We start from the raw sequence: 15,343 nt of genomic DNA, 5'->3' as shown, positions 1-15,343 counted from the left end.
CGGTGGCGGCGGTGGATCGCGGCAGGGCCAGGGAGCTCCGGCTCCGGCGAACAGCGCGATGGCCGATGCGCTGCGGCGGGCCGGGCTGGCCGACCCGAAGCAGGGCGGCCGGGGTCGCTGAACGAGGCGAGAGGCGGGGGCGGGTCGCGGCGTGCGGCCCGCCCCCTCCGGGCTACGGCGGTCGCGGCGTGCGACCCCACCCCGGCTACGGGGGTCGCGGCGTGCGGCCCCGACCCCACCGGGTTACGGCGGCGGTCGCGGCGTGCGGCCCGACCCACCCCCGTAACCGCGCTCAGACTTCCTTGACCTGACCGTCCGCCACTTCGATGCGGCGGGTCGTCCGGACCGCCTCCAGCATCCGCCGGTCGTGCGTGACCAGCAGCAGGGTGCCCGTGTACGTCTCCAGCGCCGCCTCCAACTGCTCGATGGCGGGCAGGTCGAGGTGGTTCGTCGGCTCGTCGAGCACCAGGAGGTTGACGCCCCGGCCCTGGAGCAGGGCGAGGGCCGCGCGGGTGCGTTCGCCCGGCGAGAGGCTGGTGGCCGGGCGCATCACATGGTCGGCGCGCAGGCCGAACTTGGCGAGCAGCGTGCGGACTTCGGCCGGCTCGGTGTCCGGCACGGCCGCGCAGAACGCGTCCAGCAGCGACTGCGCGCCCAGGAACAGCTTGCGCGCCTGGTCCACCTCGCCGACGACGACGCCCGAACCGAGCGTGGCGTCACCGGAGTCCAGCGGCAGCCGCTCCAACAGGGCCGCCAGCAGAGTGGACTTGCCCGCGCCGTTGGCCCCGGTGATGGCGACCCGGTCCGCCCAGTCGATCTGGAGCGAGGCGGGGCCGAAGGAGAAGTCGCCGCGCGTGACGCGGGCTTCGCGCAAGGTCGCGACGACGGATCCGGAGCGCGGGGCGGAGGCGATCTCCATCCGCAGCTCCCACTCCTTGCGCGGCTCCTCGACGACGTCGAGACGCTCGATCATGCGCTGGGTCTGCCGGGCCTTCGCGGCCTGCTTCTCGCTGGCCTCGCTGCGGGCGTTACGGCCGAGCTTGTCGCCGTCGGTGGCCTTGCGGCGGGCGTTCTTGACGCCCTTGTCCATCCAGGAGCGCTGCATATGGCCGCGCGCTTCGAGGGACGCCTTCTTGTCGGCGTACTCCTCGTAGCCCTCGCGGGCGTGCCGACGGGCGGTCTCCCGCTCCTCCAGGTAGGCCGCGTAGCCACCGCCGTACAGGTTGATCTGCTGCTGGGCGAGGTCCAGCTCCAGCACCTTGGTGACCGTGCGCATCAGGAACTCGCGGTCGTGGCTGATGACGACGGTGCCCGCGCGCAGACCGGACACGAAGCGCTCCAGGCGCTCCAGACCGTCGAGGTCGAGGTCGTTGGTGGGCTCGTCGAGCAGGAAGACGTCGTAGCGCGAGAGGAGCAGCGAGGCGAGCCCGGCGCGGGCCGCCTGTCCGCCGGAGAGCGCGGTCATGGGCCGGTCGAGGCCCACGGTCAGCCCCAGCTCGGCGGCGACCTGCTCGGCCCGCTCCTCCAGGTCCGCGCCGCCGAGGGCGAGCCAGCGCTCCAGGGACTCGGAGTACGCGTCGTCCGCGCCGGGCGCTCCCGCGACCAGGGCCTCGGTGGCCTCGTCCATCGTGCGCTGGGCGTCGGCGACACCGGTGCGGCGGGCCAGGAACGCGGCCACGGTCTCGCCGTCGCGGCGCTCGGGCTCCTGCGGGAGGTGGCCGACGGTGGCGGTGGGCGGGGAGAGGCGCAGCTCGCCCTCCTCCGGGCGGTCGAGCCCGGCGAGGAGGCGGAGCAGGGAGGATTTTCCGGCGCCGTTGACTCCGACGAGACCGATCACGTCACCGGGGGCGACGACGAGGTCGAGCCCGGCGAAGAGCGTGCGGTCACCGTGTCCGGCGGCGAGGTCCTTGGCGACGAGAGTGGCAGTCATCAGGGTGCCGATCCTAGTCTCCGGACTTCGATGCCCCCGCCCGGCCGGCCTCATCGTTCTCCAGGCTGTCGGCCCGGGCGGCCGTGCGGCCCGGGAGCCCCGGGCCGCACGGGCGCGGCGGCCCGGCGGTCAGCCGACCCGGTGGACCAGCTGGGTGCTCAGTTCGTACCGCGCCCCCACGATCGCCAGCTCCCCGGCGGCCACCTTCGCCGCGAGATCGGCCTCGCGCGCCAGCCGGGACCGGACCAGCCGGACCTGGGCGCTGACCGTGGCGTCCACCCGGGCGTCGCCGTGCTGCCCGTGCACGATCGCGGGCCTGATCTGGTCGGCCACGTACTGGATGTGCACGGGCAGGCGCTCCCCGGTCTCCTCCGCGTGGACCGCGGCGGCGACCGCGCCGCACGACTGGTGCCCCAGGACCACGACCAGCGGGATGCCCAGTTCCAGGACGCCGTAGGCGATGCTGCCGAGCACCGCCTCGTCCAGCACCTCGCCGGCCGAGCGGACGGTCATCAGGTCGCCGAGTCCCTGGTCGAATACCAGCTCCGGCGGTACGCGGGAGTCGATGCAGCCGAGTATCAGCGCGAACGGCGACTGGCCGGACACCAGGGTGCTGCGCACCCCGGCCGCCTCGTGGGGATGCCGTTGGTGGAGCGTGCGCCAGCGGCGGTTCCCGGCGGCCAGCGCCTTCAGCGCCGCGGCCGGGGTCGCGGGCCTCGGCGCGGTCGCGGACCGGGTGCGCGGGGCGGCGCCCACGGGCGAGGAGCCCACGGCGAGCACGCCCGCCGTCGCGGTGGCGGCGGAGGCGCGGAGCAGGGTGCGGCGCGTGGTCGGCGCCGTGCGGGGGGTTCGGGTGATTCTCACGCGCGGACGCTAACCCCCGTGCCCAGGCGGGAAGTTGACGCCGGACAACCCTTGGCCGGACCTTGACCATCTCTTGGACGAGTGAGAACGGAGCAGAGCAAAGCAGAGGAGAGCGCGAAGGGCACCGGCCCGGCGGGACGCTGGGGAGCGCGGCCCGCCGGGCCGGGAAGCAGGGCCGTCAGCTGAAGCGGTCGAGCGTGATCAGCGCCTCCTGCGGGTTGCCGTCGTGGACGAGCGACTCATGGGCCCCCACGTCGTCGAAGGCGAAGCCGTACGCCTTGCCGTCCACCATCTGCGCGTGGATGAAGCGGGAGTAGTGGTTGGTCACGGAGTCCTTGTAGAAGTTCGCCGCGTTGTTGTCGGGCTGGTTCGCGCTGGTCAGCAGGGTGGAGCGGTTGAATCCCGCGCACAGGGTGCGGGAGATCGGGCCGCGCACCTGGTCGTTCGGCGCGTCCAGGTGCTTGTAGCAGCCGAAGACGCTGTCCGAGTCCGGCTTCTGGAACGAGGTCACGACGGCGCCCGAGCCGTTGGTGAAGTTCATAACGTTGCCGGAGACCCGGCCGTAGTACTTGGTGTTCGGCTCGTGCGCGAACGGGGTCACCGTCAGCACAGAGCTGCTGTAGCGGCTCCAGACCCGGTCGATGTAGTCGTTCATGATCCCGGGCGACAGGGCGCCGCTCCCGACGCCGTGCCCCGGGGACAGGGCGCGCAGCACCGTTCCGTCGGACCGGGTCTGGATGAGGCCGGACCAGCCGCCGGACTGGTTCCTGAGGTTGTCGAACACCGCGTTGTAGCCGCCCGGCTTGAGCTTGCCGGTGCTCTTGACGGCCCCGCCCGGCGCCTTGACGCCGACGGAGTAGGGGGCGGAGAACATGTCGACCTGGGTGCTGTTGATCCACAGGCCCGCGTCGTTGAGCGTGTACTCGGTCCAGTTGAACAGGATGTTCCTGTTCGGGTCGCTCGGGTTCTGCACCGCGGGCTGGACGAGGCCGCCGGTGGTGACCTTGAAGACGAGCTTCTGGCCGTACGAGAAGTAGACGCGGCCGGAGAACTTCGGCATCCGGATCGTCACCGACTGGCCGTTCCGCGGACCGGCGATCGACGCGTCCGGGGCCGGGGTGGGCGGGTTGCCTCCGGCCGGCCATGGGTGGAAGGTACCGTTCGCGTCCGCCCAGCCCTGGCGGCCGGTGGAGAGCTCTGTTCCGAGGTTGTAGACGTAGATCTGGTCGGCGCGTCCCGAGTCGTTCTTGATGGTCAGCGGAATGGTGGCGGGTACCGCCGCCTCGGCCGTCGTCTGGCCGATGCCGGTGGTCAGACCCAGGGCGAGGGCCAGGGCGGCGGTCAGCGCGCCGAGACTTCTCCGTAAGCCGAGACTTCTCCGTGAAGCGGACATGCTCGTTCTCCTCATCGGGCGGATGCGTGGGTGGAACGGGGGCACATCACCTGCGAGCCTGAGAGCGCTCTCAGAATCCTGCGGTGAGCGACCTCTGTCAACGAACCTGTCTCAACTAGTCGAACCCGCGGGGCGCCCCGTGCCCTGCCGGGCGGACTGCCTCCTGCCCCCTGGCCCCTGCCCCTGGCCGAGGGTTCCGGTTCCGCTGGCCCCGGGATTCCGCTTTCGGTTAGCGTCCGGGCAGCGACGGACGCGTGCCGAGGGGACAGGGGTGACCGTGATGGCGGATGTGATCGTGGTGGGCGGCGGGGTCGTCGGTCTCACCACCGCCGTGACACTGGCGGAGCGCGGGCTGCGGGTGCGGGTCTGGTCGCGCGATCCGGCCGGGGCGACGACGTCGGCGGTGGCGGGGGCCCTGTGGTGGCCGTACCGGATCGAACCGGCGGCGCGGGTGGGCGACTGGGCGCTGGAGACGCTGGCGGTCTACGAGGAGCTGTCGGGCGACCCGGAGGAGACCGGCGTACGGCGGGTGGCGGGGCTGCACGCCGGTGAGCGGTTCGCGGCGCTGGGCGACTGGGCGGCGGGGCTGAAGGACGCGGTGGAGGTGCCCGAGGGGCTGCGGGTGACGCTGCCGCTCCTGGACATGCCGGTCCACCTGGCGTGGCTGGAGCGGCGGCTCGTGGCGGCGGGCGGTGCGGTGGAGCGGCGGGCGGTGACGGGGTTCGGTGAGGCGGCGGAGCTCAGCCCGGTGGTGGTGAACTGCACGGGGCTCGGGGCGCGCGAGCTGGTGCCCGACGCCGGGGTGCGGCCGGTGCGGGGGCAGCTGGTCGCGGTGGAGAACCCGGGGATCGAGGAGTGGTACACGGAGGCGGATCCGGCGTCGGCCGCGACGACGTACTTCTTCCCGCAGCCGGGCCGGCTGGTGCTGGGCGGTACGGCCGAGGCGGATGATCCGCGCACGGAGCCCGACCCGGACACGGCTCGCGAGATCGTGGCGCGGTGCGCGCGGATCCGGCCGGAGATCGCCGGAGCCCGGGTGCTCGGGCACCGGGTGGGGCTCCGTCCGGCGCGGGAGGCCGGGGTGCGGATCGAGGCGGAGGCGCTGCCGGGCGGCGGCCGGCTGGTGCACAACTACGGTCACGGCGGCGCGGGCGTCACGGTGGCCTGGGGGTGTGCGCGGGCGGCGGCGGCGCTAGTGGGCTGACCGGGACCGGAGCGGCGGGCCAGCCTCCGCACCGCCGGGCGCCCCGCCCTTGGGGCCCGCCGGTCCACCGCCGGGCGCCCGCCCCTGAAGCCCGGAGCGCCCTGAGCACATGGCCGGAGCCCGCGACCGGTCGGTGGTCGCGGGCTCCGGAGCCGTTGTGCGGTTGTGCTGCTCCACGCTGGTGCGATGGTGCAGCGGTACGGCTGTGCGGTCACCCGGTCAGTCGGAGGGCCGCTTCTCGGTGGAGGTGGCCGTCGAACCCGATCCGCCGGACTCGTGCTTGTGGCGCTCGTCCGTGACCGGAGTCGTCCCGGGGCCGATCCGGATCTCGAAGTCGCCGTCGTACTTGGCGTGCCCCTCGATCACCGCGGACTCGACCGCCTCCACGCCGAACTCCTGGCGGACGATCTGCGGGTCCCTGCGCAGGTCCCGCATCAGGGCCACGCACATACCGATCATCACGATGGCGAAGGGGGCGGCGACCAGGATGGTGAGGTTCTGCAGCCCTTGGAGTGCGTTCTCCTTGCCGTCGCCGATGAGCAGCATGATCGCGGCCACGGCCCCGGTCACGACGCCCCAGAAGATGACGACCCACTTGCTCGGTTCGAGGACGCCCTTCTGCGAGAGCGTGCCCATGACGATCGAGGCGGCGTCCGCGCCGGAGACGAAGAAGATGCCGACCAGGATCATCACCAGGAGGCTCGTCACGGTGGCGATCGGGAACTCCTGGAGGACGCCGAACAGCTGCGCCTCCGGGGTGTCGGCTCCGGTGAGCTTCCCGGCCTCGTCCAGCTTCATGGCCGAGCCGCCGAAGACGGCGAACCAGATCAGGCTGACCGTGCTGGGCACCAGGATGACGCCGCCGACGAACTGACGGATCGTCCGGCCGCGGCTGATCCTGGCGATGAACATGCCGACGAAGGGCGTCCAGGAGATCCACCAGGCCCAGTAGAAGACCGTCCAGCTGCCGAGCCAGTCGGCCACGTCACCGCCGCCGGTCGCCTCGGTGCGTCCGGCGAGCTGCCCCAGGTCGGTGATGTACGCGCCGAGGGACGTGGGCACCAGGTCGAGCACGAAGATCGTGGGACCGGCGATGAAGACGAACACGACGAGCAGCAGGGCCAGCACCATGTTGATGTTGGACAGCCACTGGATGCCCTTCTCGACCCCGGAGACCGCGGAGGCGACGAAGGCGACGGTCAGCACGGCGATGATGGCGACGAGGAGTCCGGTGCCGGCCTTCTCCAGCCAGTCCAGTTCCTGGATGCCGCTGCCGATCTGGAGGGCGCCGAGGCCGAGCGAGGCCGCCGAGCCGAACAGGGTGGCGAAGATGGCCAGGATGTCGATGACGCGGCCGACGCCGCCGTACGCGTGGCGCTTGCCGATCAGCGGCTCGAAGACGGCGCTGATCGTCTGCCGCCTGCGCATCCGGTACGCGCTGTAGGCGATGGCGAGCCCGACCACCGCGTAGATGGCCCAGGGGTGCAGCGTCCAGTGGAAGAGCGTGGTCGCCATCGCCGTCTGCATGGCCTCGGCCGCGTCCGCGGGGTCGGTGCCGGGCGGCGGGTTCCGGAAGTGGGCGAGGGGCTCGCTCACGCCCCAGAACATCAGCCCGATGCCCATACCGGCGCTGAACATCATCGCGATCCAGGAGATGGTCCGGAACTCCGGCTTCTCACCCTCCTGGCCGAGGCAGATCTTGCCGTACCTGCTGATGGCCAGCCACAGGGCGAAGATGACGAAGGCCGACGCAGCCAGTATGAAGGCCCAGCCACCGTTGTGGATCAGCCCGTTGAGCAGCTTGCCGGACACGCTCTCCAGGGAGTCGGTGGCGGTCGCACCCCAGACGACGAAGGCGAGGGTGAAGACCGCCGTGACGCCGAACACCACCCGGTCGGTGGTCGGAGTCCTGGTACTGACCGGATCGGGGGGAAGGTCCGCCGTGACCGACAGCCCTTCCCGTCCGTCCGTTGTCTGGTCGTCCTGGGACACTAATGGCACCTTTCACCGAGTCTGAAAAACGCTCTCCGTAGGCAGTACCACACCTGCCCCGGATCTCGAAGGATCAACAAGCAGTTCTGGCTTGACCGTTTGTGAGGTGATATGTCGCCCGCTGATCGAGAAGCAGCGGGATCAGGCTTCGGGCCGACTGACGCAGGGGCACAAACGCGCCACCTTCCTCCGGCAGGGCCCTGACGCCGTGCAGGGCCAGCTCGTCCTTCACCTCCGCGTACTGGGCCGCGTCCAGCCGGTAGCCGCACGGCGGGTCGGCGAGGATCTCGGCGTGCTCGGCCGGGTCGTTGTCGGCGCCGCCGAGATACACGGGCCCCCGGTCGGCCAGGCCGGTCAGGCGCGAGAGGGCGGTGGCGGTCCGGAGCCGGGCGCGCTGCTCGTCGGTGAAGTCGAAGAGGCCGCCGAGCGCGGTCCGCTGGGAGTGGACCCTGCGCCGGTGGTTGAGCGCCGGGTCCGCCTTCTCCGCGTCGCTCAGCGCGTCGACCCGGGATTCGATGAGCAGGCCGGCCGCGTGCTTGAGACCGGAGGTGTTGCGCAGGATGCGTTCCTGGCCGTCGCCCGCGACCTGCTTGATCGGCTCTCCGGTGGCCGGGTCGGTCCAGATGCCGTAGTGGCCGCTGCTGTAGCCGCCCGTCGTCGCGGCGGGGCGGACATAGCGCTCGGAGAGGGTGCGCGAGGCGTCGTGGACCCGGTCGTCGACGTTGAGGTTGCGCGGCCACAGGGCGAACAGGTCCTTGTCGTAGTACGGCGGGGTGGCGCCGTACTCGTGCAAGTCGTAGATCACGTGCGGTCGTTCATCGCGTACGACGGCGGCGATCGCCCGCGCCTCGGCGGTCTCCAGGGCGATGTGGTCGCGGTTGACGTCGATGCCGTCGGCGTTGCCGCGGGTGTCGGCGGCGCGTCCGTCGGGGTTGGCCGTGGGCAGCACCAGCAGGGTCGTACGGGCCAGGAAAGCGCGGGTCGCCCGGTCCTCGGCGAACGCCATGTCGCGGACCGTGGTCAGACACGCCTCGCGCCCGGCGGGCTCGTCCCCGTGCTGACTGCAGATCAGCAGGACCGTGGTGGCGTCGGGGCGCTCCTGGCCGACGCGTACGAGGCGGAGCGGGCGGCCCTGTCCGGTCGTGCCGATCCGGTCCACGGAGACCCGGTCGCTCCCCCGGTCCACCGCGGCGAGGAAGGACCGCTCTTCCGCCTCGCCGGTCCAGCGGGCCCCTTCGCTCGTCTCGAACCCGGTGCGCGGCGGGCGGTGCGCGGCCTCGGCGGGCGCGATGGCGAACGGCAGGGCCAGCGCGGCGAGCGTCGCCGCCACGGCCGTCCGGCGCATCGCCCTGGCGGCCCGGCGCGGAGGCGCGGACTCCGGCCCGGCGGGGCCGGCGACCGGTGCGAGCCACGGGTGCGGGCTGAGCATGCGGAGTGCACGAACGACGCGATGGGTCATCGGCGGCTGCCTCCCGGGCATCTGGGGCGGGCGCCGTGACGCCCCTCGGCCCCGCGGCGATGTGCGGACGTTACACCGGTCAACTCCTGTGCAACAGGGGGCGATCACTGCCGCGGGTACTGCGGCCCGTGACGACGGAATGGCGATCGTGTGACAGGAGTGCCCGGAATGGGCCGTCCCGCTCCGGCGGGTGCATAGCCTCGTGACGACCGGTCGGAAGATCATCCGTCCCGACTCATTGGAGCTTGTTGTGCACCGCAGATTCATCGTCCCCAGCGCACTGGCGGCCACCCTTCTGCTGGCGATCCCGGCAGCGGCCGCACCGGGCACCGTGGGCGCCCCGGGTATCGGCGACCCCTATTACCCGGCCAGCGGAAACGGCGGCTACGACGTCTCCCACTACGACCTGCGGCTGAAGTACCAGCCGGCGACCGATCTGCTGGAGGGCACGGCGACGATCCTCGCCACCACGACGCAGGAGTTGTCCCGCTTCAACCTCGACTTCGGGCTCGACGTCTCCGAGGTGCGGGTGAACGGCAAGAAGGCCCGCTACGCCACGAGCGGCGACCATGAGCTGGAGGTCACCCCGGCCGACCCGCTGGCGAAGGGCAAGGACGTCTCGGTGGTGGTCCGGTACGCCGGAAAGCCCTCCGAGCTGAAGATCAACGGCTGGACCGCCTGGGCCAGGACACCGGACGGCGGTGTCGCGGCACAGGAGCCGGAGTCGGCCGTGTGGTGGTACCCGAGCAACGACCACCCGCTGGACAAGGCCACCTACGATGTGTCGGTCTCGGTGCCGGACGGCACCCAGGCGATCAGCAACGGCGTGCTCCAGTCGCAGAGTTCGAAGCTCGGCTGGACCCGCTTCAACTGGCGCTCCGACAAGCCGCAGGCGACCTATCTGACGACGCTCGCCATCGGCAAGTTCGACATCACGACCGACAGGACGGCGGACGGCCTGCCGGTCCTCAACGCCTACAGCAAGGACCTGGGCGCCAACGCCGGTGCGGCCCGCGCGAGCATCGAGCGGACCACCGAGGTCGCCGAGTGGCTCACCGAGGTGTTCGGCCCGTATCCGTTCAACGCGCTGGGCGGTTACGTGCCCAATGTGACGAGCGGTTTCGCCCTGGAGACCCAGACGCGGCCCTTCTACAGCCCGCAGCAGTTCGCGAACGGCGCCAATGTCTCGGTCGTCGTCCACGAGCTGGCCCACCAGTGGTACGGCGACAGCGTCTCGGTCGACGGCTGGAAGGACATCTGGATCAACGAGGGCTTCGCCCGCTACAGCCAGTGGCTCTGGTCGGAGAAGGAGGGCGAGGGCACCGCGCAGGAGCTGGCGGACTACACGTACGCCCAGCACCCGGCCGACGACCCGTTCTGGCAGGTGAAGCCGGGCGACCCGGGCCCGGACAACCAGTTCGACATCGCCGTCTACGACCGGGGCGCGCTGGCGCTCCAGGCGCTGCGCAACGAGGTCGGCGACGACACCTTCTTCGAGCTGCTGAAGGGCTGGCCGGCCGAGCACGCGTACGGCAACGCGAACGTGGGCGACTTCGTCCGGTACGCGGAGCGGGTGTCCGGCAAGCCGCTGGCCGAACTCTTCGACACCTGGCTCTACCGGCCGGCGCGACCGGCGGCCCCGGCGGCGGCCGACGCGGGTCTCGCCGAGGCGGCGCTGTCGGCGCGTTCGGCGGCGCGGGTCGAGCGGCCCGCGTCCTGGAAGAAGATCGCGGCGACGAACACCGTGCACGACCACAGTGACCACGGCGATCACGCGGCTGCCGCGGACCGGGCCGAGGGCGGGCACGAGCACCGCTGAGGCGGACACCCGCCAGGTGCGTCGGAACGGTGGGCGTTCAGCCGTTCCGACGCGCCTCGGCGGCCCGTGCCGCACGGGCCGCCCGGGCCCGGGGCAGATAGCGCACCCGGTCCGGAAGTACGGGGACGACGGCCCGCAGGACCGCGCACATCCGGCGCAGCCGCTTCTCCTGGTCGTCGGTCCACGGCAGGCCGATGGCATCCCTGGCGTCGGGCGGCATGAGCCCGATGGTGACGAACCGCCGGAAGCGGGCCAGCGGCGGCAGCAGCACCGGCCACAGCGCCCGCAGGACCATCCGCAGCGGCCACGGGCCCCGGTCCGGCGGCGGTACGGGCTGGTCGACGTCGACCAGTTCACGCACCACGGTGGTCGCCTCGATCTCCCCGGCGAGCATCTTCTCCCAGTACGGCCAGAACTCCTCGATGGTCTGGGGCATGTCCCGGTCGTGGATACCGAGGACGCGGCCGACCTGGAGCCACTCCGCGTACAGGGCGCGCTCCTGGGCGGGGGTCATGGGCCGGATCAGATAGCGGGCGGCGTGCTGGTGTACGGGGAAGCCGGTGGCGTGCACCCAGGCGTAGTTGGCGGGCGTCAGAGCGTGGTACGGCCGTCCCCGGGTGTCGGTGCCCTGGATGGTGCGGTGCAGCCGGCGCAGTCTGCGGCCCTCCTCGGCGGCCTCCGCGCCGCCGTAGACCCAGAGCTGGAGCGAGCGCAGCGAGCGTTCGCCTCGCCCCCACGGATCCGTGCGGAAGACGGAGTGCTCGTCGACCCCGGCGCCGACCGCCGGGTGGGCGACCTGGAGCGTGAGGGCGGCGGGCAGCATCAGCAGGGAGCGGATGTCGCCGGACAGGCTCCAGAGCACACCGCCGGGCGGAGGCGGCTCGGGGTCCTTCGCACCGCCGGGCGGAGGCGGCTCGGGGTTCCTCGCGTCGGTCGCGCTGCTCATCCGGTGCTCCCGCGGTCCCGGCGGGCCTGCCGTGCGCTGCCCGTCCCCTTCCCCTCCATGATCCCTCGTGTGCGGGAGGACCGCGGTGGCGGGGTCCGGGGCGGTCCACGGCCCGGTCAGTCGTGGTCGGCGGCCCGCTCAGTCGTGGTCGTACACCGTCACCGGCAGGCCGGTGGATATCAGGCGTCGCTCGATCAGCGGCTCGATCCTGGACCACTTGCCGCCCGCGAGCCCGCAGCCGATCCGGGGCATATGGACCGACGCCCCGAGCTCGCCCGCCCTCGCGGCCACCGCGGCGAGCGCCGCGTCGATCGCCTCGTACCGCACGGGCACTCCTTTGCTGCCGGTGCGCATGCCCCGCTGGCCGATCATGTTGGCCACCCACAGATAGGGCCCGACCTGCACGAACTGCGCCGCGCCGAGAGCGAAGTCGTTGCCCGCGCGCTCGCGGTGCCAGCGCCGGTAGGCGGCCTCGGGCTCCGGCCAGCGGCGCGAGAGGGCCAGCACGAAGCCCTTGCCCCAGCCGCCCAGGTCGTTGCATACGTGGACGATCAGCTTGACGCCCTTGCCCTGCGGGGCGGTGGCGTCCCCCCGTACGTAAGTGATCTCCGACATGACCTCATCGTACGGGCCGCCACTGACAACGGGGCCGGGGTGGACGGCGGAGCGCTGGTGCCGGAGACTTTCGCAGTAGTGGTGAGACAGCGGAACTGTCCGATACGAGGTTCGACTGCGGGGAGCAGAGATGGCGACGGGGACCGACGAGCCGACGCTCACGGTGGACGAGCTGGCGGCGCGCGCCGGAGTCACCGTACGCACCGTGCGGTTCTACAGCACCAGGGGCCTCTTGCCGCCCCCGGTCATCGGGCCCCGCCGGGTCGGGCACTACGGGCCGGACCATCTCTCGCGGCTCGCGCTGATCGAGGAGCTCCAGCAGCAGGGCATGACGCTGGCCGCGATCGAACGCTATCTGGAGCAGCTGCCGCCCGATCTGAGCGCCCACGATCTGGCGATCCACCGGGCGCTGGTCGCGTCCTGGGCGCCGGACAAGACCGAGGACCTCTCCCGGGCCGAGCTGGAGCGGCGGGCCGGGCGGGCGCTGTCGGAGCCGGACGTGGAGCGGCTGGCGGCGATGGGGGTGCTGGTGCGACCGCAGGAGGACGGCGGGGCGTACCGGGTGGATCTGGGTCTGCTGCGGCTCGGGGTGGAGCTGCTGGACGTGCCGATCGCGCACGAGACGATCCTGGCCGCGCGGACCGTGCTGCTGGAGCACACCCGCTCGGCCGCCCAGGAGATGACCCGGCTGTTCCGGGACGAGGTGTGGAACCCCTACCGGGAGCGCGAGGGTGACCCGGAGCATGTGGCGGCGATGAAGTCGCTGTCCGCCGATATGCAACCGATCGTGGTGCAGGCGCTGGTGACGGCCTTTCAGCGGTCGCTGAAGGAGGAGCTGCGGGCCGCGTTCACCGCCGAGTGACGGCGAACGCGGCCCGCGCCATGCCCTGTTGACGGGCTCGGTCACGGCCTCAGTCGTGGAAGGTCTCGCCCTTCTCCGCCTTCTCCACCAGCAGCGCGGGCGGCAGGAAGCGGTCGCCGTAGCGCTCGGCGAGTTCCCGGGCGCGGGCCACGAAGCCGGGCAGGCCGCCCTCGTACCCGTTGATGTACTGGAGCACGCCGCCGGTCCACGGCGGGAAGCCGATGCCCATGATGGAGCCGATGTTGGCGTCGGCGACGGAGATGAGGACGTTCTCCTCCAGGCAGCGGACGCTGTCCAGGGCCTCGGAAAAGAGCATCCGCTCCTTCATGTCCTCGAAGGGCACGTCGGCGTCCGGCTTGGTGAAGTGCTCGCGCAGGCCGGGCCAGAGGCCGGCGCGCTTGCCGTCCTCGTCGTAGTCGTAGAAGCCCGCTCCCCCGCTGCGTCCCGGGCGGCCGAACTCGTCGACCATGCGGTCGATGACCTCGTCGGAGGGGTGGCCGGGCCAGGTGCCGCCGGCCTCCTCCACCGCGCGCTTGGTCTCGTTGCGGATCTTACGGGGCAGGGTCAGGGTCAGCTCGTCCATCAGGGAGAGCACCTTGGCCGGGTAGCCGGACTGGGCGGCGGCCTGCTCGATCGACGCGGGCTCGACGCCCTCGCCGACCATGGCGACGCCCTCGTTGATGAACTGGCCGATGACGCGGGAGGTGAAGAAGCCGCGCGAGTCGTTGACGACGATCGGCGTCTTCTTGATCCGGCGGACCAGGTCGAAGGCGCGGGCCAGCGCCTCGTCGCCGGTGCGCTCGCCCTTGATGATCTCGACGAGCGGCATCTTGTCGACGGGCGAGAAGAAGTGCAGCCCGATGAAGTCGACCGGGCGCGAGACGCCTTCGGCGAGAACCGTGATCGGGAGGGTGGAGGTGTTGGAGCAGAGCAGCGCGTCCGGCTCGATGACGTCCTGGATCTCCTGGAACACCTTGTGCTTGAGGGCGGTGTCCTCGAAGACCGCCTCGATCACCGCGTCGCAGCCCGCGAGGTCGGCCGCGTCGCCGGTCGGGGTGATCCGGGCCAGCAGCTCGTCGCGCTTGGCCTCCGTCGTACGGCCCCGGGAGAGGGCCTTGGCGAGCAGCTTCTCGCTGTACGCCTTGCCCTTGGCGGCGGCCTCGGTGGAGACGTCCTTGAGGACGACCTCGATGCCGGCCTTGGCACAGGAGTAGGCGATGCCCGCGCCCATCATCCCGGCGCCGAGCACGGCGACCTTGCGGACGGGCCGCTCGGGGATGCCCTTGGGGCGGTTGGCACCGGAGTTGACGGCCTGGAGGTCGAAGAAGAACGCCTGGATCATGTTCTTGGAGACCTGGCCGGTGACCAGCTCGGTGAAGTACCTGGCCTCGATGGTCAGGGCGGTCTCGAAGTCGACCTGGGAGCCCTCTACTGCCGCCGCCAGGATGTTGCGCGGCGCGGGCATGGGCGCGCCCGCGAGCTGCTTCTTCAAGTTGGCGGGGAACGCGGGCAGGTTGGCGGCGAAGCGCGGGTTGGACGGGGTGCCGCCGGGGATCTTGTAGCCCTTGACGTCCCAGGGCTGCTGGGACTCGGGGTTGGCGTCGATGAAGGCGCGGGCCTTCTCGATCATCTCCTCGCGGGTGGCGGCGACTTCATGCACGAGGCCGTTCTCCAGCGCCCGCTGCGGCGTGTACTGGGTGCCCTGGAGCAGCACCTTGAGCAGTGCGTCGGCGATGCCCATGAGGCGTACGGTCCGGGTGACTCCGCCGCCGGCCGGGAGCAGGCCGAGGGTGACCTCGGGCAGGCCGATGCGGGAGCCGGGGGCGTCCAGTGCGACGCGGTGGTGGGAGGCGAGCGCGATCTCGTAACCGCCGCCGAGGGCAGCCCCGTTGATGGCGGCGACGACGGGCTTGCCGAGGGTCTCGATGCGGCGCAGCGAGTTCTTGATCTCGGTGCCGGTGTCGAAGGCGGCCTGGGCGTTCTCCGGGCCGACCTTGATCATGTCCTTGAGGTCGCCGCCGGCGAAGAAGGTCTTCTTGGCAGAGGTGTAGATGATGCCGCGGATGGAGTCCTTCTCGGCCTCGGCACGGTCGGCGATGGCCGCGATGGAGTCCTTGAAGGCCTGGTTCATCGTGTTGGCCGACTGGTTGGGGTCGTCGAGGACGAGGGTGACGACGCCGGTCTCGTCCTGTTCCCAGCGGATGGTCGTGCTCTCGGTCATGTCGGTGTCTTCTCCGTAAGCAGATGGGGCCGGGGACG

General features: G+C 71.7%; 11 protein-coding genes. 3 read left to right on the top strand and 8 right to left on the bottom strand.

Annotated elements, in window-relative coordinates; all coding sequences use genetic code 11:
* Positions 1–292: 292 nt before the first annotated feature.
* From G3I54_RS03535 to G3I54_RS03525, 3 genes are all read right to left on the bottom strand, one after another.
* Positions 293–1,930, bottom strand: coding sequence for an ABC-F family ATP-binding cassette domain-containing protein (locus tag G3I54_RS03535; RefSeq protein ID WP_164610978.1), 1,638 nt, complete (start codon positions 1,928–1,930; stop codon positions 293–295).
* A gap of 129 nt (positions 1,931–2,059) precedes the next feature.
* A complete protein-coding gene (locus tag G3I54_RS03530) occupies positions 2,060–2,794 on the bottom strand; it encodes a carbonic anhydrase (RefSeq protein ID WP_164610976.1) in 735 nt (244 codons plus the stop codon).
* Positions 2,795–2,972: 178 nt separating this feature from the next.
* A complete protein-coding gene (locus G3I54_RS03525) occupies positions 2,973–4,187 on the bottom strand; it encodes a glycoside hydrolase family 64 protein (protein WP_203685466.1) in 1,215 nt (404 codons plus the stop codon).
* A 271-nt stretch (positions 4,188–4,458) separates the two neighbouring features.
* Here G3I54_RS03525 and G3I54_RS03520 point away from each other — a divergent pair, with 271 nt between their 5' ends.
* Positions 4,459–5,391 (top strand): FAD-dependent oxidoreductase, encoded by a 933-nt coding sequence (locus tag G3I54_RS03520; RefSeq protein ID WP_164610972.1) that lies wholly within the window; start codon positions 4,459–4,461, stop codon positions 5,389–5,391.
* Positions 5,392–5,610: 219 nt separating this feature from the next.
* Here the strand turns inward: G3I54_RS03520 and G3I54_RS03515 are convergent, their stop codons facing one another.
* Complete coding sequence (locus tag G3I54_RS03515; RefSeq protein ID WP_164610970.1) at positions 5,611–7,383, bottom strand: BCCT family transporter; 1,773 nt, start codon at positions 7,381–7,383, stop codon at positions 5,611–5,613.
* A 73-nt stretch (positions 7,384–7,456) separates the two neighbouring features.
* Entirely contained in the window at positions 7,457–8,842 is a 1,386-nt protein-coding gene (locus tag G3I54_RS03510) for a M14 family metallocarboxypeptidase (RefSeq protein ID WP_164610969.1), read from the bottom strand.
* Between the two features lie 250 nt (positions 8,843–9,092).
* Here G3I54_RS03510 and G3I54_RS03505 point away from each other — a divergent pair, with 250 nt between their 5' ends.
* Complete coding sequence (locus G3I54_RS03505) at positions 9,093–10,661, top strand: M1 family metallopeptidase (protein WP_164610967.1); 1,569 nt, start codon at positions 9,093–9,095, stop codon at positions 10,659–10,661.
* A gap of 37 nt (positions 10,662–10,698) precedes the next feature.
* On the opposite strand, the gene G3I54_RS03500 is transcribed toward G3I54_RS03505, so the two are convergent.
* Positions 10,699–11,607, bottom strand: coding sequence for an oxygenase MpaB family protein (locus G3I54_RS03500; protein WP_164610965.1), 909 nt, complete (start codon positions 11,605–11,607; stop codon positions 10,699–10,701).
* A 138-nt stretch (positions 11,608–11,745) separates the two neighbouring features.
* The gene (locus G3I54_RS03495; protein ID WP_164610963.1) at positions 11,746–12,222 is read right to left on the bottom strand and encodes a macro domain-containing protein; all 477 of its coding nucleotides are present in this window, start codon (positions 12,220–12,222) and stop codon (positions 11,746–11,748) included.
* 130 nt (positions 12,223–12,352) lie between these two features.
* Between G3I54_RS03495 and G3I54_RS03490 the strand changes: the two genes are divergently transcribed.
* Complete coding sequence (locus G3I54_RS03490) at positions 12,353–13,084, top strand: MerR family transcriptional regulator (protein ID WP_164610961.1); 732 nt, start codon at positions 12,353–12,355, stop codon at positions 13,082–13,084.
* Positions 13,085–13,133: 49 nt separating this feature from the next.
* Here the strand turns inward: G3I54_RS03490 and G3I54_RS03485 are convergent, their stop codons facing one another.
* A complete protein-coding gene (locus tag G3I54_RS03485; protein WP_164610960.1) occupies positions 13,134–15,305 on the bottom strand; it encodes a 3-hydroxyacyl-CoA dehydrogenase NAD-binding domain-containing protein in 2,172 nt (723 codons plus the stop codon).
* Between the last annotated feature and the right edge of the window lie 38 nt (positions 15,306–15,343).

This window comes from Streptomyces sp. SID14515, assembly GCF_010548505.1.
GTDB lineage: Bacteria > Actinomycetota > Actinomycetes > Streptomycetales > Streptomycetaceae > Streptomyces > Streptomyces caviscabies.
This window is presented reverse-complemented; position numbering and strand designations above follow the sequence as displayed.